This is a genomic window from Pseudomonas sp. AC255 (genome assembly GCF_979258175.1).
Map to the genome: position 1 here is coordinate 3744317 of NZ_OZ409841.1, position 18279 is coordinate 3762595.

20 protein-coding genes and 1 pseudogene are annotated in these 18279 nt (G+C 60.0%); 10 read left to right on the forward strand and 11 right to left on the reverse strand.

Annotated features, from left to right (window positions below; translation table 11 throughout):
• Positions 1-22 precede the first annotated feature (22 nt).
• Positions 23-1099 carry a DUF748 domain-containing protein gene (locus ACZZ0K_RS16980; protein WP_056783605.1) on the forward strand — a complete coding sequence of 359 codons (1077 nt, stop codon included), beginning with the start codon at positions 23-25 and terminating at the stop codon, positions 1097-1099.
• Here ACZZ0K_RS16980 and ACZZ0K_RS16985 read toward each other — a convergent pair.
• Positions 1096-1593 (reverse strand): helix-turn-helix domain-containing protein, encoded by a 498-nt coding sequence (locus ACZZ0K_RS16985; RefSeq protein ID WP_095180658.1) that lies wholly within the window; start codon positions 1591-1593, stop codon positions 1096-1098. The two genes, ACZZ0K_RS16980 and ACZZ0K_RS16985, sit on opposite strands and share 4 nt — an antisense overlap.
• A 225-nt stretch (positions 1594-1818) precedes the next feature.
• Here ACZZ0K_RS16985 and ACZZ0K_RS16990 point away from each other — a divergent pair, with 225 nt between their 5' ends.
• Positions 1819-2664: an AAA family ATPase gene (locus tag ACZZ0K_RS16990; protein WP_007911294.1), complete on the forward strand. Its 846-nt coding sequence runs from the start codon at positions 1819-1821 to the stop codon at positions 2662-2664.
• Between the two features lie 12 nt (positions 2665-2676).
• Entirely contained in the window at positions 2677-3855 is a 1179-nt protein-coding gene (locus ACZZ0K_RS16995) for a vWA domain-containing protein (RefSeq protein WP_258707745.1), read from the forward strand.
• Between the two features lie 88 nt (positions 3856-3943).
• Here the strand turns inward: ACZZ0K_RS16995 and ACZZ0K_RS17000 are convergent, their stop codons facing one another.
• The 4 genes from ACZZ0K_RS17000 to ACZZ0K_RS17015 all read right to left on the reverse strand — a co-directional run bounded on the left by ACZZ0K_RS17000 (position 3944) and on the right by ACZZ0K_RS17015 (position 7666).
• Positions 3944-4867: a 5-oxoprolinase subunit C family protein gene (locus ACZZ0K_RS17000; protein WP_463559223.1), complete on the reverse strand. Its 924-nt coding sequence runs from the start codon at positions 4865-4867 to the stop codon at positions 3944-3946.
• Positions 4864-5568 (reverse strand): 5-oxoprolinase subunit B family protein, encoded by a 705-nt coding sequence (locus ACZZ0K_RS17005; protein ID WP_463559224.1) that lies wholly within the window; start codon positions 5566-5568, stop codon positions 4864-4866. Before ACZZ0K_RS17005 ends, ACZZ0K_RS17000 begins: the two co-directional genes overlap by 4 nt.
• Positions 5565-6317, reverse strand: a complete 753-nt coding sequence (locus tag ACZZ0K_RS17010; RefSeq protein WP_463559225.1) for a 5-oxoprolinase subunit PxpA — start codon at positions 6315-6317, stop codon at positions 5565-5567. Before ACZZ0K_RS17010 ends, ACZZ0K_RS17005 begins: the two co-directional genes overlap by 4 nt.
• 62 nt (positions 6318-6379) lie before the next feature.
• Entirely contained in the window at positions 6380-7666 is a 1287-nt protein-coding gene (locus ACZZ0K_RS17015) for an MFS transporter (RefSeq protein ID WP_016771221.1), read from the reverse strand.
• A 159-nt stretch (positions 7667-7825) separates the two neighbouring features.
• Here ACZZ0K_RS17015 and ACZZ0K_RS17020 point away from each other — a divergent pair, with 159 nt between their 5' ends.
• Entirely contained in the window at positions 7826-8740 is a 915-nt protein-coding gene (locus tag ACZZ0K_RS17020) for a LysR family transcriptional regulator (RefSeq protein WP_258707742.1), read from the forward strand.
• Between the two features lie 254 nt (positions 8741-8994).
• Here ACZZ0K_RS17020 and ACZZ0K_RS17025 read toward each other — a convergent pair whose 3' ends face one another.
• The 3 genes from ACZZ0K_RS17025 to ACZZ0K_RS17035 are packed head-to-tail and all read right to left on the reverse strand — an operon-like array spanning position 8995 to position 10839.
• Positions 8995-9537, reverse strand: a complete 543-nt coding sequence (locus ACZZ0K_RS17025) for a DUF2937 family protein (RefSeq protein ID WP_016771223.1) — start codon at positions 9535-9537, stop codon at positions 8995-8997.
• 12 nt (positions 9538-9549) lie between these two features.
• The gene (locus ACZZ0K_RS17030) at positions 9550-10326 is read right to left on the reverse strand and encodes a class II glutamine amidotransferase (RefSeq protein ID WP_041478844.1); all 777 of its coding nucleotides are present in this window, start codon (positions 10324-10326) and stop codon (positions 9550-9552) included.
• 15 nt (positions 10327-10341) lie between these two features.
• Positions 10342-10839 (reverse strand): hypothetical protein, encoded by a 498-nt coding sequence (locus ACZZ0K_RS17035; protein WP_041478845.1) that lies wholly within the window; start codon positions 10837-10839, stop codon positions 10342-10344.
• Between the two features lie 236 nt (positions 10840-11075).
• Here ACZZ0K_RS17035 and ACZZ0K_RS17040 point away from each other — a divergent pair, with 236 nt between their 5' ends.
• Together ACZZ0K_RS17040 and ACZZ0K_RS17045 are read left to right on the forward strand one after the other, a co-directional pair.
• Positions 11076-13130, forward strand: coding sequence for a S9 family peptidase (locus tag ACZZ0K_RS17040; RefSeq protein ID WP_258707741.1), 2055 nt, complete (start codon positions 11076-11078; stop codon positions 13128-13130).
• A gap of 236 nt (positions 13131-13366) precedes the next feature.
• A complete protein-coding gene (locus tag ACZZ0K_RS17045) occupies positions 13367-13840 on the forward strand; it encodes a cyclic nucleotide-binding domain-containing protein (protein ID WP_016771227.1) in 474 nt (157 codons plus the stop codon).
• Here ACZZ0K_RS17045 and ACZZ0K_RS17050 read toward each other — a convergent pair.
• Complete coding sequence (locus ACZZ0K_RS17050) at positions 13837-14121, reverse strand: hypothetical protein (protein WP_016771228.1); 285 nt, start codon at positions 14119-14121, stop codon at positions 13837-13839. The genes ACZZ0K_RS17045 and ACZZ0K_RS17050 overlap by 4 nt on opposite strands.
• A 79-nt stretch (positions 14122-14200) precedes the next feature.
• Here ACZZ0K_RS17050 and ACZZ0K_RS17055 point away from each other — a divergent pair, with 79 nt between their 5' ends.
• The 4 genes and pseudogenes from ACZZ0K_RS17055 to ACZZ0K_RS17070 all read left to right on the forward strand — a co-directional run bounded on the left by ACZZ0K_RS17055 (position 14201) and on the right by ACZZ0K_RS17070 (position 16418).
• The gene (locus ACZZ0K_RS17055) at positions 14201-14887 is read left to right on the forward strand and encodes a spermidine synthase (protein WP_252877655.1); all 687 of its coding nucleotides are present in this window, start codon (positions 14201-14203) and stop codon (positions 14885-14887) included.
• Positions 14888-14936: 49 nt separating this feature from the next.
• Positions 14937-15362: a YajD family HNH nuclease gene (locus ACZZ0K_RS17060; RefSeq protein WP_447121763.1), complete on the forward strand. Its 426-nt coding sequence runs from the start codon at positions 14937-14939 to the stop codon at positions 15360-15362.
• Between the two features lie 127 nt (positions 15363-15489).
• A pseudogene (locus tag ACZZ0K_RS17065) lies at positions 15490-15959 on the forward strand (RNA methyltransferase).
• Between the two features lie 81 nt (positions 15960-16040).
• On the forward strand, positions 16041-16418 hold the full coding sequence (locus tag ACZZ0K_RS17070; RefSeq protein ID WP_252883338.1) for a YgaP family membrane protein: 378 nt from the start codon (positions 16041-16043) through the stop codon (positions 16416-16418).
• Positions 16419-16539: 121 nt separating this feature from the next.
• On the opposite strand, the gene ACZZ0K_RS17075 is transcribed toward ACZZ0K_RS17070, so the two are convergent.
• Both ACZZ0K_RS17075 and ACZZ0K_RS17080 read right to left on the reverse strand, forming a co-directional pair.
• Positions 16540-16989, reverse strand: a complete 450-nt coding sequence (locus ACZZ0K_RS17075) for a YcgN family cysteine cluster protein (protein WP_016771232.1) — start codon at positions 16987-16989, stop codon at positions 16540-16542.
• 255 nt (positions 16990-17244) lie between these two features.
• Positions 17245-18216 (reverse strand): IS110 family RNA-guided transposase, encoded by a 972-nt coding sequence (locus ACZZ0K_RS17080; RefSeq protein WP_252867835.1) that lies wholly within the window; start codon positions 18214-18216, stop codon positions 17245-17247.
• Between the last annotated feature and the right edge of the window lie 63 nt (positions 18217-18279).

Genomic DNA, 18279 nt, shown 5'->3' on the forward strand with positions numbered 1-18279 from the left:
ACACTCTTGAAGGAACAATGGCATGAAACGTCGTTACAGCTGGCCGCTCTGGACCCTGGCGGGTGTCGTGGTGCTGCTGGTCGCCCTGCATTTCGCCCTGCCCTATCTGGTACGCGACTACCTCAATGACAAGCTCGCGGACATGGGCGATTACCGTGGCCAGATCACCGACGTCGACCTCGCGCTGTGGCGTGGTGCGTACAAAATCAACGGCCTGAAAATCGTCAAGGTCGACGGCAAGGTCCCGGTGCCGTTCGTCGATGCGCCGTTGATCGACCTGTCGGTGAGCTGGCATTCGCTGTGGTACGACCATGCCGTGGTCGCGCAGGTGCAATTCCTCAATCCCGAAATCAACTTCGTCGACGGTGGCCCCAACAAGCAGAACTCGCAAACCGGTCAGGGCACCGACTGGCGTGAACAATTGGGCAAGCTGCTGCCGATCACCCTCGATGAAGTGCAGATCAACGACGGCCGTATCACCTTCCGCAACTTCAATTCCAAGCCGCCGGTGAACATGAATGCCAGCAACGTCAACGCCAGCATCTACAACCTGACCAATGTGGTCGACAAGGAAGGCAAACGCGACGCCCGCTTTGAAGGCAAGGCCTTGCTGCTGGGCCACGCGCCATTGGAAACCACCGCCACCTTCGATCCGCTGAGCAACTTCGAAGACTTTGAATTCCGTCTGCGCGCTCGCGACATCGAGCTCAAACGCATGAACGACTTCGCCGCCGCCTACGGCAAGTTCGACTTCAACGCCGGCCACGGCGACGTGGTTATCGAAGCGAAAGCGGAGAAAGCCCGACTCACCGGCTACATCAAACCCCTGCTGCGCGACGTCGACGTTTTCAACTGGCAGCAGGACGTCGAGAACAAGAACAAAGGCCTGTTCCGCTCAATCTGGGAAGCGCTGGTCGGCGGCACCGAGACCGTGCTGAAAAACCAGAACAAAAACCAGTTCGCCACTCGCGTCGAACTCAGCGGCAATGTTCACCAGCAGAACGTCAACGCCTTCGAAGCGTTTTTGCAGATTTTGCGCAATGGCTTCATCCAGGCATTCAATGCGCGATATGAGCGGCCGAAGCCGGATGAGGGTTAATTTTTGCGGTTGACGACATATCGACCTGTGTCTTCGGCCGCTATCGATGAACGCTGTTGCAGCGAATCCCAGCCCAGACAGGCCAACGCCAAAGAACGTGGCACTGCTTCACGCCCATTGCTGTAACGGCTGATGCTGCGAGCGCTCACACCGAGCGCTTCGGCCGCATCATTGAGAGAAAGTCCGGTACGGGCGCGCCAATCGATAAAAATGCGCGTGTTCTCATCCTGGGCATTTTGCGCTAGCGCATCCATATACAAGGTGTCTGCACCGATCTGTACGTCGGGATCAACCCATTCAACGATCCACCCCTCGTCCCCGACTACGGCAGTCGCAAAGACTTCGCGATCAAGCAGTGGCCGCAGACCTGGATAAGTATGAATATCCATCCCCAAATCAACTGTCAGTTCCTGACCATTGATAAATGTCAGCGCCAACCTGAAATCCGACAGGACGTGCGCAGATCGCAGACGCGGCCGTTTCATGGGTAACATCGATTTTCTGCCCTTTTTACTAACCGAGTAAGAAAGGCTATCGCCAAATCGGCGATACCGGAATACTGGCCATCCGCCGAGACTGAGTCAACATGTGACGCTCCATTCAGAGACTGAATAAGCCGTCTGCGTTCACAGTCGACCGGCGTGCGCGTTATAGTCGGGCATCCGATTATTCGCCCCGCCCTGCCCGCAAGGTCAGCGTTACCGTTCGAGGATTTGCAGATGAAGTTCGAAGGCACCCAGGCCTACGTCGCCACCGATGACCTGAAGCTGGCGGTCAACGCCGCCATCACCCTGGAACGGCCGCTGCTGGTCAAGGGTGAGCCGGGCACCGGCAAGACCATGCTCGCCGAGCAACTGGCCGAGTCGTTCGGGGCCAAGCTGATCACCTGGCACATCAAGTCCACCACCAAGGCCCATCAGGGTCTGTACGAGTACGACGCGGTCAGCCGTTTGCGCGACTCGCAGCTGGGCAATGAAAAAGTCCATGACGTGCGCAATTACCTGAAGAAGGGCAAGCTCTGGGAAGCCTTTGAGTCCGAGGAGCGGGTGATTCTGCTGATCGACGAAATCGACAAGGCCGACATCGAGTTCCCCAACGACCTGCTGCAAGAACTCGACAAGATGGAGTTCTACGTTTACGAGATCGACGAAACCATCAAGGCGAAGAAGCGCCCGATCATCATCATTACCTCCAACAACGAGAAAGAGCTGCCGGACGCCTTCCTGCGCCGCTGCTTCTTCCACTACATCGCCTTCCCCGACCGCACCACCCTGCAAAAAATCGTCGACGTGCACTATCCCGACATCAAGAAGGATCTGGTCAGCGAAGCGCTGGACGTGTTCTTCGATGTGCGCAAGGTGCCGGGCCTGAAGAAGAAGCCGTCGACCTCCGAACTGGTCGACTGGCTGAAGCTGCTGATGGCCGACAACATCGGCGAAGCGGTATTGCGCGAACGCGATCCGACCAAAGCGATCCCGCCACTGGCCGGTGCCTTGGTGAAGAACGAACAGGACGTGCAACTGCTTGAGCGCCTGGCGTTCATGAGCCGGCGCGGCACCCGCTAAGAGGCTGCTGCCATGTTGCTCAACCTGTTCAACGAAATGCGTGCAGCCAAGGTACCGGTGTCGGTACGCGAGCTGCTCGACCTGATCAACGCGCTGAAACAGCGCGTGACCTTCGCCGACATGGACGAGTTCTATTATTTGTCGCGGGCGATTCTGGTGAAGGACGAGCGCCATTTCGACAAGTTCGACCGCGCGTTCGGTGCCTACTTCAATGGCCTGGAGAAACTCGACGATCACTTGCAGGCGCTGATTCCCGAAGACTGGCTGCGCAAGGAATTCGAGCGTTCGCTGAGCGACGAAGAACGCGCGCAGATCCAGTCCCTTGGCGGGCTGGACAAGCTCATCGAGGAATTCAAGAGGCGTCTGGAAGAACAGAAGGAACGTCACGCCGGCGGCAACAAATGGATCGGCACCGGCGGCACCAGCCCGTTCGGTTCCGGCGGTTTCAACCCGGAAGGCATCCGCGTTGGCGATGCCGGCAAGCGTCAGGGCAAAGCGGTCAAGGTCTGGGATCAGCGCGAGTACAAGAACCTCGACGATTCGGTGGAACTGGGCACGCGCAACATCAAGGTCGCCCTGCGTCGTCTGCGCAAGTTCGCCCGTCAGGGTGCGGCGGAAGAGCTCGACATCGACGGCACCATCGACCACACCGCCAAGGATGCCGGCCTGCTGAACATCCAGATGCGCCCCGAACGGCGCAACACGGTGAAGCTGCTGCTGTTGTTCGACATCGGCGGTTCGATGGATGCGCACGTGAAGATCTGCGAGGAATTGTTCTCGGCCTGCAAGACCGAGTTCAAGCATCTTGAGTATTTCTACTTCCACAACTTCATTTATGAATCAGTGTGGAAGAACAACATGCGCCGCACTTCCGAACGCACCTCGACCCAGGATCTGCTGCATAAATACGGCGCCGACTACAAAGTGATCTTTATCGGTGACGCCGCCATGGCGCCTTATGAAATCACCCAGGCCGGTGGCAGCGTCGAGCACTGGAACGAAGAGCCGGGTTACGTGTGGATGCAGCGCTTCATGGAAAAATACAAGAAGCTCATCTGGATCAACCCGTATCCGAAGGACACCTGGGGCTATACCTCGTCGACCAACATCGTCCGCGATCTGATCGAGGATCAGATGTATCCGCTGACGCTGCGCGGGCTTGAAGAAGGGATGCGGTTTCTTTCCAAATAATCGTTAACTCGACGAACGCCTTCGCGAGCAGGCTCGCTCCCACATTGGAATGCTTTTACCTGTGGGAGCGAGCCTGCTCGCGAAGCTTTTAGCGATCTTTAAAGCGCTGCAAATACTCGACATGCTCGCGGTGCGCGACGTCCTGCACTACCGGCCTCAATCTCACCTTCGCTCCCGGCAGACATTGCGCCAGCCTGGCCAGCGCCAGCGGCGTCAACGCGCCCAGGCGCGGGTATCCGCCAATGGTCTGGCGATCATTGAGCAACACGATCGGTTGGCCATCGGGCGGTACCTGCACAGCGCCCAAGGGAATGCCCTCTGAAATCATCGGCGCGCCCTGATATTGCAGCGGCGCGCCGAGCAGGCGGATGCCCATGCGGTCGGCGCGACTGTCGATGGTCCAGGCGCTGTTGAAGACATCGAACAGGCTCTGCCCGCTGAACTGGCCGATCTGTGCGCCGAGCACCAAGTCCAAAGGCGCGTGCGTTTTGAAATCCGGCCGCAGCGCCGAAGGCATTTCCCGTACTGCCAACGCTTCGCCGCTGTAACCGAGCACCGCCCCTTTGGCGAGCGGAAGGCCCATGCCATCAAGCCCGCCCAATTCTTCGCGCACCACCGTGGCACTGCTGCCCAGCACCTTAGGCGCAGTAAACCCACCGGGGGCCGCCAGATAAGCTCTAGCGCCAAGCAACGGCTGGGTAAATCGCAATGTCTGGCCTTTCGCCAATTTGAAACTGCGCCACGGCGCCAGCGGCTGGCCGTCGATCTGCGCGCCGAGATCCGCTCCCGCCAGCGCCAGCAGGCAATCCTCTTCAGCCACAACAGCAAACCCGCCGAGAGAGATTTCAACCACTGCTGCATCCAGCTCATTGCCGAGCAGCCAATTGGCCCAGCTCATCGAACACCAATCCGCCGCGCCGCCCTGGGTCACGCCCAGATGCCGCACGCCAAACCGCCCGGCATCCTGCAACAGGCACAGCGGTGTGCTGGCTTCGATCGTCAATCGACTCATGCCAACGCCTCCAGTGGTGTGTCATCGCCGCCCAAGCGTATGAATTCGGCGTGGTCGACCGCTTCGAAGCGCACCGTGTCGCCGGGCTGCATCAGGCTGTAGCCGTCGCGATGGCGATCAAACAGTTGCGCCGGGGTGCGCCCGATCAGGTTCCAGCCACCGGGCGAGACCACCGGATAGGCAGCGGTCTGCCGCTCGGCGATACCGACGCTGCCAGCGGCGACTTTCTTGCGCGGTGTGTTCAAGCGCGGCGCGGCGAGCATTTCTTCGACCAGGCCCATGAAGGCAAAACCCGGCGAAAAGCCCAACGCGAACACCTGATATTCCCGTGCGCTGTGGCGACGAATCACCTCCTCCACCGCGAGACCGCTGCGTTCAGCCAGCAGGCTCAGTTCCGGGCCGACACTCAAGTCGTACCAGACCGGCAAGACGTGACACTGCCCGGCACGGCGCGCATTCGGCGCCAAGTCGACCAGCGCTTCGGCGATCAAGTCACGCGCCTGAGCAGGACTCAACAGCGTCAGGTCGTAATGCACCATCAACGTCGTATAGGACGGCACCAGATCGATCAACTGTGCACCAAACGCCGTGCGCAAACGCTCGCTCGCGGCGAGCATCCACGGCATGTTGGCTTCGGCGATTTCATCGAACAGACGCAACATCAGGCAGTCGAGCGCCACCACTTCAATCCGTGGGTTCATGACGCACTCGACTGCTGCAAGGCTTGGCGAATGCGCTGCACCGCGGCCACGGAACTGGCGTTGTCGCCGTGGACGCACAAGGTATTGGCGCGCAGGTTCAAAGCGCTGCCATCGCTGGCGGTGAGCGCGCCGCCATCGGCAATGGTCAGCGCTTGCTCGATGATTTTTTCGGCATCGTGATGCACGGCGCCCGGCAGTTGCCGGGAGACCAGCCGGCCGGCGCTGTCGTAGGCACGGTCGGCGAATGCTTCAAACCACAGCGTTACGCCGTATTCATCGCCAATTTGCTGCGCCGCAGCGTTGTCTCGGGTCGCCATCAACATCAGCGGCAGATTGCGATCATAAGCGGCCACGGCCTGCACCACCGCACGCAATTGCGCAGGGTTGGCCATCATGTCGTTGTACATCGCGCCGTGGGGTTTGACGTAGCTCACGCGCCCGCCCTGCGCCTTGCAGATGCCGTCGAGGGCACCGATCTGGTAATGCAGGATGTCTTGCAGCTCTTGCGCGGAATACGCCATGGAGCGCCGGCCGAATCCGACCAGATCCTGATAGGCCGGGTGCGCGCCAATCTGCACGCCGTGCTCGAGCGCCAGCGCCACGGTTTTGCGCATGATGCTCGGGTCGCCGGCATGGAAACCACAGGCAACGTTGGCGCAATCGATGAAGGGCATGACTTCGGCGTCCAGACCCATGGTCCAGCTGCCGAAGCTCTCGCCAATGTCGCAATTCAATAGCAGGCGGCTCACGGTGAACACTCCTGTAGCTGCTGGTCTTTTTATCTGTAGGAGACTTCTGCGCAGGGTATCAGTTACTGCGCGTCGAGTTGCTTGCCACGGGTTTCCGGCAGGCTCAGCGCCGCCAGAATCACCACGCCATAGGAGACCGCCGCGAAGGCGCCGATGCCCATGCTCAATGGCACTTTCTGGCTGAGCAGGCCGATCAACAGCGGGAACAACGCCGCCAGTGCGCGGCCGATGTTGTAGCAGAAACCCTGGCCCGAGCCGCGAATCCGCGTAGGGAACAATTCGGTGAGAAACGCGCCCATGCCGCTGAAAATCCCCGAGGCGAAGAAGCCCAGCGGAAAGCCCAGCCACAGCATCACGCCATTGCTGACCGGCATCTGCGTGTAGAGCAGAACGATGGTGAACGAGCCGACGGCAAACAAAATGAAGTTCTTTTTCCGCCCCAGCAGGTCGGTCAGATAAGCGCTGATCACATAGCCGACGTAAGAACCGACGATCACCATCGCCAGATAACCACCGGTGCCGAGCACGCTCAAACCGCGCTCGTTTTTGAGGAAGGTCGGCAGCCAGGAGGTGATCGCGTAGTAGCCGCCCAGCGCACCGGTGGTCAGCAAAGAAGCGCGAAACGTGGTGAAGAGCATTCCCGGTGCGAAGATCTCGTAGAACTTCGCCGGGTTTTCCGGAGTTTGCGCGGCTTTGGCTTCGCGATATATCTCCGGATCTTTCACCAGGCGACGGACAAAAATCACGAATATCGCCGGCACGATGCCAAGGATGAACAGCGCGCGCCAGGCATCTTCCGCTGGCAACACCGAAAACAGCAGCGCGTACAGAATCGCCGTCAGGCCCCAACCCAGCGCCCAGCCGGATTGCACCATGCCCACCGCTTTGCCGCGATCCTTGGCGCGGATCACTTCACCGATCAACACTGCGCCAGCGGTCCATTCACCGCCGAAACCGAAGCCCATCAGGGTGCGGGCGATCAACAATTGTTCGTAGTTTTGCGCGAAGCCGCAGAGGAAGGTGAAGAAGGCGAACCACAGCACCGTCAGTTGCAGGGTGCGCACGCGGCCGATGCGGTCGGAGAGGATCCCGGCGACCCAACCGCCGATCGCCGAAGCGATCAAGGTGCTGGTGTGAATCAGCCCCGCTTCGCCCGTAGTGATGCCCCACATCGCGATCAGCGTCGGCACAACGAAGCTGAGCATCTGCGTGTCCATGCCATCCAGGCCGTAACCGATCTTGCAGCTCCAGAACGTGCGGCGCTCCTGCTGGTTGATGTTGCGATACCAGTCGAAAGGCCCGGGGCGCGCCGCAGGCTTGGATAAAGGGAGGGTATCGGGAGCACTCATGGCAAATCTCCGCAGGGCTTTTATTGGTCTTGTTCGAAGCTCCGACGACGCCTATCGTGGGAACCGGATGCGCCGATTTTTCGTCGCCCTGCCCTGCGCCGTCCAACGAATAAAAACCCGCCTTAGGCATAAGAAAAATTTGTCACTCGAGCCTTGTCCATGAATCTGAAGTTTCTCGAGACCTTTGTCTGGGTCGCGCGCCTGAAGAGTTTTCGCCTGACCGCTGACAAGCTGTTCACCACCCAGGCATCGATTTCCAGCCGCATCGCAGTGCTCGAAGGCGAGCTGGGCGTAAAGCTGTTTTTGCGCGACTCACGCGGCGTCAGCCTGACCCCGGAAGGCCTGAAAGTGCTCGACTATGCCGAGCAGATGCTCGACACCATGGCGGCGCTGAAGCAGTCGATCGAGACCCGTTCGAGCAAGGTCGGCCGGGTGCGTATCGGCGTGATGGACACAGTGATCCATACCTGGCTGAGCCCGCTGGTGGCGCAGATGACCGATCTGTACCCACGGGTGGAAATCGAATTGGTCGCGGATACCGCGCTGAACCTCTGCGATCAACTGCAAAAAGGCTTCCTTGATCTGGTGTTGCAAACCGATCTGATCCGCCACGAAAGCGTGCGCAGCCTGGAGCTGGCCAGCCATCCGCTGGGCTGGATTGTCGCGAGCAATTCGATCTACAACCGCGACTACGCCGACCTCGCCGAACTGGCGCAGGAGCGGATCATCACCTACTCGAAAAACTCACGGCCGCATCAGGATATCGTCGCCCTGATGCACGCCAACGGCGTGCTGGCGCCACGTTTGAATTGCGTAAATTCGGTGTCGGCGATCACCCGGTTATTGCGTGACGGCTTTGGTATCGGCGCGCTGCCGCCGGTGCTGGTGGCCGAAGAGCTGGCGCGCGGCGAATTGATCTTGCTCGACATCGAGCAGCGACCAGCGAATCTGCCGGTGGTGGTGTCGTGGCGGGTCGGGGTTGAGTGGGTCGAGGAGATCGTGACGTTGTGTCAGCAGGTCCTGGCGGGGTATGCGCACAAGGTCGGCAAGGACTACATCACCCTTACTGAATGATTACGTGGCGAGGGGATTTATCCCCGCTCGGCTGCGCAGCAGTCGTGATTGCGGCCAACGCGGTCTTTCAGTGCAGGTTTTGGGGCTGCTGCGCAGCCCAACGGGGATAAATCCCCTCGCCACAGAACTCATTCACCACAGAACCCACTCGCCACAGAACTCATTCACCACAGAACCCACTCACCCCAGAGCCCACTCACCACAGAATCCCCCATGCCATAAGGCCTCTCTTGCCAGAGGGGATTGTGCAAGTCTTACAAACCGCGCACATCGCGATCTTCGATCGGTCGGCTCTGGCGCAGGCGGCGGCCGCCGAGGACGACCCAGTCGATCAGGCGGAACAGGCATTCGATGCCGAACGACAGCAGCAATGCGCCGCTCATGCCCCAGATCATTGCCTCTGGCGTCAGCAAAATCTGGTAGCTGTAGCCGTTCCAGGTTTCCTTGCGAATATCCGGATCGGCGGCCAGGACCACTTGCAGGAAGCGCACATACCACGGCCCTTGCATCGCCTGGAATTGCTTGTCCAGCGCGACCTGGCGAGTGAGCAAAGTGTTCAGGCTGTCGGCATCGCTGCGGAAAATCGGGTCTTCGCTGGCCCGGTAATGCGCGACCAGCGCCTGCATATCGCCTTTGAAAAACTGATCCGCCGTGCCCTGGAAACCACGCAGACCGGTCTGCGCTTCGATCAGGTGCGCTTCGACACGCTGGGCGTAATCGTTGATGAACCCCGGCACCTGGACACCGATCAACAGGCCCGCCGCAAACAACACCAGCCGTAGATAACTGAGCAACATGGATGCAAATCCTTATTCGGTCTTGCCCTGGCTGACGCATTCGCCGCGTCGCCACAGGCTCCATTGGCCCGGTTCGTAACGGGTCCAGGTTTCGTTTTCGGTCAAAGGCTCGGTGGCAATCACCGTGACCACGTCGTTGGGCGTGGTTTCGGCCTGGAAGTCGACGATCACATCGACATCCTTGAGCCGCGCCGGGCCGAACGGGGCGCGGCGGGTGATCTGGGCGAGTTTGGTCGAGCAGTAACAGAACAGCCAGTCACCGTCGCTGAGCAGGCAATTGAACACGCCTTTGCTGCGATATTCGGCGCACGCTGCGACCAGATCCGGCAGCAGCACTTCGATATCGACCGGCTCGGGGAAGGCTGCGCGTACCCGGTTGAGCAAATCGCAGAACGCCGCTTCGCTGTCGGTATCGCCGACCGGTCGGTAGAAACTCTTGATCGCAGTGAAGTCGGCGAGCTGGCCGTTGTGCGCGAAACACCAGTTGCGCCCCCACAGTTCGCGGACGAACGGGTGGGTGTTGGACAGGCAGACCTTGCCGACGTTGGCCTGGCGAATATGGCCGATGACCACTTCGCTCTTGATCGGATAACGCTGCACCAGGTTGGCAACTTCCGACTCGCTGCTCGCTGCCGGGTCCTGAAACAGCCGCAGGCCCCGCCCTTCGTAGAAGGCAATGCCCCAGCCGTCGCGGTGCGGGCCGGTACGGCCGCCGCGTTGCATCAGGCCGGTGAAGCTGAACACGATGTCGGTCGGCACGTTGGCACTCATGCCCAGTAATTCACACATGTGCGGACTCTCGGGTTACAGACGCGGCTCGACCCGCATGCGCTGCGGATTGTTCGGTACTGGCGGGCGACCGTAGCGGTCGTCACCGGCGCCGCCGAACGGTTGATCATCGTCGCGCTCTTCGGCACGGGCCGCAGCCTTGGCGGCCTCGGCGCGTTCACGCCGTGCTGCCGAGGCACGCTCGATCGGCAGGCGGATCAAAACGAAAACCAGATACACCCCGAAGGCGATCATGCCGTACATGAACAGATCGGAAACCGCGCGCCAGGCGTTGTTGCCGACCTTGAACAGCATGTCCAGGGCGGTGATGGCGATGGCCGGTGCAACTTTGGCTTTCACCGGATCGACGATGGTCGGGCTGAACAGCAACACCGCCATCAGCACACGCAGCGGCTCGCGCAGCCAGCGCCACATCCAGGTGGTCAGGCGCATCCATACCAGCAGGCAGCCCACGGCGGCAAAGGCGTAAAGGCCCCAGGCGATCAGATAGTCGTTCTCGGTCATGGTGTCCATGGCAAGGCAGGCAAATAGGCGCTTATAGTAACGACTTTTCGCCCATGCGGCTTGTCCCAATACCAGACGGCCAGCAGCCGCCCCTGTGGGAGCGAGCCTGCTCGCGAATACGGACTGTCAGTTGCAACAGCGTTGCCTGACACACCGCTTTCGCGAGCAGGCTCGCTCCCACACGGGCTGCGGCGCTTTCAAGACCTGCGAACAACCCAATTCCGAATATTGTCCGAGAGCCTTCCATGCCCCAATCCGCCAATGTCATGACTGCCCCGATTGCCCACCGGGCGCCCGGCGCCGACCCGTATGCCTGGCTGCAGGAACGCGATACCGACGCGGTGCTCGACTACCTCAAGGCTGAAAACGCTTATCAGGAAGCGCAAACCGCCGATCAGGCCGAGCTGCGTGAAAGCCTGTTCAACGAGATCAAGGGGCGGATTCTCGAGACTGATCTGTCCCTGCCCTCGCCCTGGGGCCCCTACCTTTATTACACGCGCACCACCGCCGGTGACGAATATGCCCGGCACTACCGCTGCCCGCGCCCGGCGGACGACAGCCTGACCCTCGATGAAAGCCGCGAGCAACTGTTGCTCGACCCGAATGCGCTGGCCAACGGCGGTTTCTTCTCGCTCGGTGCTTTCAGCATCAGCCCCGATCACCAGCGCCTGGCCTACAGCGTCGATACCTCGGGCGACGAGATCTACACGCTGTTCGTCAAGGAGCTGTCCAACGACAAGGTCAGCGAACTGGAATTCGAGGACTGCGACGGCAGCATGACCTGGGCCAACGACAGCCTGACCCTGTTTTTCGGTGTGCTCGACGACACCCATCGCCCGCATAAACTGTTTCGCTATCGTCTCGATGGCACTGCCGCCGAAGAGGTTTTTCACGAGCCGGACGGGCGTTTCTTCCTGCATTGCTACCGCGCCAGCTCCGAACAGCAATTGCTGCTGTCGCTGGGCAGCAAGACCACCAGTGAAGTCTGGGCGCTGGACGCCAATCAGCCGCATCTGCCATTCAGCTGCCTGGCGCCAAGGGTCGAAGATCACGAATACGACGTCGACCACGGCCTGCTCGATGGCGTCTGGACATGGTTTATCCGTACCAACCGCGACGGCATCAACTTTGCCCTGTATCAGGCTCCGGACACCGGCGTACCGCCGAGCGAGGCCGACTGGCAGAACCTGATCCCGCACAACGAAGAAGTGATGCTCGACGGTGTCAGCCTCAACACCGAGGCGATGACTTTGAGTCTGCGCGAAGGTGGCCTGCCGATCATCGAGGTTCACCCGCAGGGCTCGGCGCCGTATCGCGTGCAATTGCCCGATGCGGCCTACAGCCTCCACGTGCAAAACAGCCTGGAATTCGAGAGCGACCGCATTCGCCTGCGCTACGAAGCGTTGAATCGCCCGGCCCAGGTGCGCCAGTTGATTCTTGCCAGCGGCGAACAAACGGTGCTCAAGGAAACCCCGGTACTCGGCCGATTTGATGCCGACGCCTATGTCAGCCAACGCCTGTGGGCGACCGCCCCGGACGGCACGCAGGTACCGATCAGTCTGGTGATGAAGCGCGAGATGGTCGGTAAACCGGTGCCGCTGTATCTGTATGGTTATGGCGCTTACGGCTCCAGCCTCGATCCGTGGTTTTCCCACGCCCGCCTGAGTCTGCTCGATCGCGGCATGGCCTTCGCCATTGCCCACGTACGCGGCGGCGGCGAGCTGGGCGAAGCCTGGTATCGCGCCGGCAAGCAGGAACACAAACACAACACCTTCAGCGACTTCATCGCTTGCGCTGAGTTTCTGATCCTCAACGGCATCACCACGGCGGAAAAACTGGCGATCAGCGGCGGCAGCGCCGGTGGCCTGCTGATCGGCGCGGTGCTCAACCAGCGCCCGGACCTGTTCGGCGTGGCGATTGCCGAAGTGCCGTTCGTCGACGTGCTCAACACCATGCTCGACCCCGATCTGCCGCTGACCGTCACCGAATACGACGAGTGGGGCAACCCGGAAGAACCGGACGTCTATGATCGGATCAAGGCTTACGCACCGTACGAAAACGTCACCGCGCAAGCTTATCCGCCACTGCTGGTGATCGCCGGCTACAACGACAGCCGCGTGCAGTACTGGGAAGCGGCCAAGTGGGTAGCAAAATTGCGCGCTACCAAGACCGACGACAATGTGCTGCTGCTCAAGACCGAACTGGGTGCCGGGCATGGCGGCATGAGCGGGCGCTATCAGGGATTACGTGACGTAGCGCTCGAATATGCATTTGTGTTCAAGGTTTTGCAGATTGCCTGAGGAACTCTGTGGGTGGCTTGGGTCTTAACAGCAGACCCTTGTGGCGAGGGGATTTATCCCCGTTGGGCTGCGAAGCGGCCCCAAACCCTGCAAACTCAGTATTCCTGAAGCACCGAGTTGGCAGGATTTGCGACTGCTGCGCAGCCGAGCGGGGATAAATCCCCTCGCCACAAAAGCCCATTCCTACGGGATCCGTGTATAGCCTTGAAATGTGATAACAAAAAGACCGCATCGACATGTCTGAACCGACCTTTCTGAACAACGAGATCCGCGACTGGCTGATGGACTGTGGCCTGTTCGATCAATTGCAGCTGGCCGACTTCGCGGCCGCTTCCGGCTATTTCAGCATCAGCACCGTGGCTGAAGGCGAGGCGATTTTTCGCGAGGGCGATGCCGGCAGTTTCATGTGCATCATTCACACCGGCCAGGTCGCCGTGCAGAAAACCGGCGCTGACGGCCAGGTCATCACCATGGCCACCCTGCGCAGCGGCCGGGCCTTCGGTGAAATGGCCGTGCTCGATGGCGAGCGCCGCTCGGCTACCTGCATCGCGGCGAGCAATTGTCAGTTGCTCAATCTGGGCAAGGACTCGCTGGAGAAAATGCTCAACGACGCACCGAAAATCGCCGCGAAGATCATCCGCGCCCTCGCCGTCTCGCTGTCCAAACGCCTGCGCATGGCCGACGGCCAACTCGCCGCGCAACAGGTTTAACCGCCGGGGGATTTGACCTTGTTGCCGTTCGGCTCGATGCCCGGCACCGGTTGATCCTTGCTCGGCGGGCTGGGCATTTCGATCGGCACCAGTGGCGGGCTGCCGCTACCGGCGCCCGACTTGGGCAGGGTGATCGGGGTGATCTGCGGATACGGTGTCGGCGTCGCGGTGCCGGGCGAGCCGGGCTGCGGCGTCGGGCTGACCGGAACGCTCTGCTGGGCCTGCACTGCAGTAATCGCGAGCGCGGCCAGGGTAATGACCGTTAGAATGGTGCGCTTCATCAAGGGCTCCGTTTGGCCTTTAGTCTGTGCTCAGGCTACTCCCAACGCGCCTGCTTGCCTTCCCCCTTTAGAGATTCCCATGAAACGTTTCGTTCTGCTCGACACCACCCCGATCCCTGAAAACGGCGGTGCCCTGTGCCTGTTCGAGTATGGCGAGGATTTCGTCATCAAGATCCAGGGCGGCGACGGCGGACAGTTGATGAACACGCGCATGCACGGTTCCGAGGACGCACTGGCAGAAATTCCCTGCCGCAAGGTCGCCGGCCGGTCGAATTCGCGGGTGTTGATCGGTGGCCTGGGTATGGGTTTCACCCTCGCCTCGGCACTCAAGCATCTGGGCAAGTCCGCCGAAGTGGTGGTCGCTGAGCTGGTGCCCGGCGTGGTCGAGTGGAATCACGGTCCGCTCGGGGAGAAATCCGGTAGGCCATTGCTCGACCCGCGCACGGTGATCCGTCAGGAAGATGTGGCCAACGTGCTGCAAAGCGAGCCGAACGGTTTCGATGCGATCATGCTTGACGTCGACAACGGCCCCGAAGGCCTGACTCAAAAGGCCAACAGCTGGCTGTATTCCGCCGCAGGTCTGAATGCCTGCGCCAAGGCGCTGCGCCCCAAAGGTGTGCTCGCGGTATGGTCGGCCAGCGCCGACCGACAGTTTTCCGACAAATTGAAGAAGGCCGGTTTCAAGGCCGAAGAAGTCCAGGTCTTCGCCCACGGCAACAAGGGCACCCGTCACACGATCTGGATTGCCGAGAAGCTCAAGGGCTGAGCTAAACTCTGCACATAACCGTCATCAGTCTTTCTGCAAAGGTGAACCCATGAGTTCGTCCACCCCCACCAACACGTCGAAGCTGGACCGCATCCTCGCCGACAACCAGCGCGACAAGGAAATGGGCTACCGCGACAAGGCCCTGAAAATGTACCCGCACGTCTGCGGCCGCTGCGCCCGTGAGTTTTCCGGCAAGCGCCTGAGCGAACTGACCGTGCATCACCGCGACCACAACCACGACAACAACCCGCAGGACGGCTCGAACTGGGAGCTGTTGTGCCTGTATTGCCACGACAACGAGCACTCGCGTTACACCGATCAGCAGTATTTCGGCGAGGGCTCGCTGAGCACACCGAAGATCGCCAAGGCCACGCATAACCCGTTTGCGGCCCTGGCTGGCCTGATGAAAAAGAAGATTGAAGATCTTCATCGCCTGAGCTGGCCCTTTCGCGAGCAGGCTCGCTCCCACAGTTGAAATGCGTTCCCCTGTGGGAGCGAGCCTGCTCGCGAAGGCGGCCGGCCAGGCACCACAAATCTCGAATCTGCCCGCCCTCCCCCAATCCCCGTATAATCGCCCTCTTTTTCCCGAAGGCACCCCGCTCGTGGCAGACAAACGGTACAGCTGCATTGGTTTGTATAACCCCAAATCACCGGAGAACGTCGGCTCGGTGATGCGCGCCGCAGGCTGTTACGGCGTGGCGTCGGTGTTCTACACCGGCAAGCGTTATGAACGCGCGGCCGATTTCGTCACCGACACCAAGCGCGTGCACTACGACATCCCGTTGATCGGCATCGACGACCTGAAAAAATCCTTCCGCTCAACTGCGTGCCCGTCGCGGTAGAGCTGGTCGAAGGCGCACGGCCGCTGCCGGAATACACCCACCCCGACCGCGCCCTGTACATCTTCGGCCCGGAAGACGGCTCGCTGGATAAAGAGATTCGCGACTGGTGCGAAGACGTCGTGTACATCCCGACCACCGGCTGCATGAATCTCGCCGCCACGGTCAACGTCGTGCTCTACGACCGCATGGCCAAGGGCCTGAACACGCGCTCCGGGCCGAAATTCCGCTGAAGCGTCGCACATTCGATGGAACAAGCTGACCGCCATGGCAGTCAGCTTATCTATCAATCGCACCCTGCCTGGAGATAGATCATGAGCGAGCTCAAACGCGTAGAACGCATCGAATCCACCCCGTTCCAGTCGCCTTCGCACAAGAATGTGCATGGCTGGGAGCGCGTCGGCTCGTTGACCGGCGGCGTGCTGATGGTCGGCAAGGGCCTGCGCCGTGGCGGCGTATTCGGCCTGCTGCAAGTGGCAATCGGCGGCATGGCCGTGGCCCGTGGCATTACCGGGCACTGCTCGGCGAAAAGTCTGCTGGAAAAAGGCCGTCAGGACATGAGCAATGTGCGGGCGAAGATCGAACGCGCCGGGGAAGAGCTGAGCAAGCTGAAGACCAATGCCGAAGTGGCTACTGAAACAGCCACTGTGACCGGCAATGATTCGCTGACCTCGCCGAAGGCCGGCGTCTGAGGCTTTAAAGCAAAAGATCGCAGCCTGCGGCAGCTCCTACACGGAATCACGTTTTCCATTGTAGGAGCTGCCGAAGGCTGCGATCTTTTGATCTTTACGGGTTCAACAACTCACCACCTCATCAACCCGCGCGAAAAATCAGATGATCTTCCCAGTCATCCTCCGGCACGCTGCCTTCGGCGAGCATGCGCCCGGACTGGGATATCCGCTCATGATGCACCGCGTCGCGGTCGCCACACACCAGGTGATGCCACAACGGCAGATCCTTGCCCTCGCTGACCAGACGATAACCACAGGTCGGCGGCAGCCACTTGAATTCTTCCGCCTGACCCGGCGTGAGTTGAATGCAGTCAGGGACAAACTTGATCCGGTTCGGATAATCGCTGCACTGGCAGGTTTTCAGATCCAGCAGTTTGCAGGCGATGCGCGTGTAATAGACGCTGTTGTCTTCTTCGTCCTCGAGCTTTTGCAGGCAGCACAGACCGCAGCCGTCGCACAGCGATTCCCATTCCTCGTGATCGAGTTGATCGAGGGTTTTGCGTTTCCAGAACGGTTCGACTATGGCGGCCATGGCTCAAGCATCAACATCAAGGTGGTGAAAAGGCCGCCAGTCTAGTGCCAGCGGGCGTGGGGGCCAAGCGCTGGCGACTGCCGGTAAATCCGCTTGTCCGCACCAGCGCCGCCCAATGGTTCTATTGCCTCGCGCCGCCCTTGAGCGATCTGGTGGCTGAAGGCGATTTCACCCTCTCTCTGAAAAGCGAAAGATCGCAGCCTTCGGCAGCTTCTACATCTGGAATGCATTCCCCTGTAGATACCGTCTTGAGCCTCACCGGGCAAGCGCAAGTTTCGGGTCATATGGCAGTCCTGACTTGAGCACTCCGTAAATGAAGTGCAGCAGCTTGCGCATTGCTGCGCAGATGATCTGCTTGGGGGCCTTGCCATTGGCTTCCAGGCGTTCTTTCATCGCCTTGATCGCCTTATTGTGTTTCAGCGCCACCATGCCAGGCATGTAAAGGCCTGCACGCAGCCGTGCTGACCCTACTCTTGAGATCAGGGTGTGACCTTTGAGCTTTCCTGATTCCTGCAGCTTTGGATTGAGCCCTGCGGCAGCGACCAGTTGGCGAGGATCACTGTATTTGCGCAGGTCACCCAGTTCGGCGAGCAATCGTTCAAGCGTTTTTTGTCCGATGCCGTCGATGGTTACGATGAGATCCCGCATCTGACGCATATCCGGGTCGTCATCGATGTGTTTTTTGATCGCCTTATGCGTTTCTACGATCTCTTTTTCGATATGGCGCAGAACGGAGTTGATCGAGTCTTTGACCTTTTCGTCGGAAACGTCCAGACGATTAAGCTCCATTTGTTCCATTTCCTGAAGGTCATCCAGGCGGCGCACCATTGCTTTTAACTGGCGGTATTTCAGCGGCTCAGGCGCCCATGGGTGAAGTTTTTGATCCTTTTCCCGGGCAAAGTCGGCGATCAGTTTGGCATCGCTTTTATCGGTCTTGATGCGGCGCAGTTCGCTGTCAGCGTACGCTTTGGTCGTAGCCGGGTTCACGACGCAGACCCGGAAGCCTTTGTTGTAAACGAATTCCGCGAGCTCCAAGTGGTAGACGCTGGTGGCTTCCATCACGATCAGGGCCGAACGCTCGGCGTTTTTTTCTAGCCACGCCTCAAACTCTTTAAAGCCCTTTGGATCGTTGGCCAGCTTGGCCTTGGTTTTGTGCTTGCCGTTGGGCTGGTGTGTAGCGATATCAAAGGTGTTCTTTGCGATGTCGACGCCAACGAAACCGGACATGATCGTTTCTCCACTTGTTCCCTGTTGCGATCATCACGTCACTCTGTCCAACCTTGCGAATGC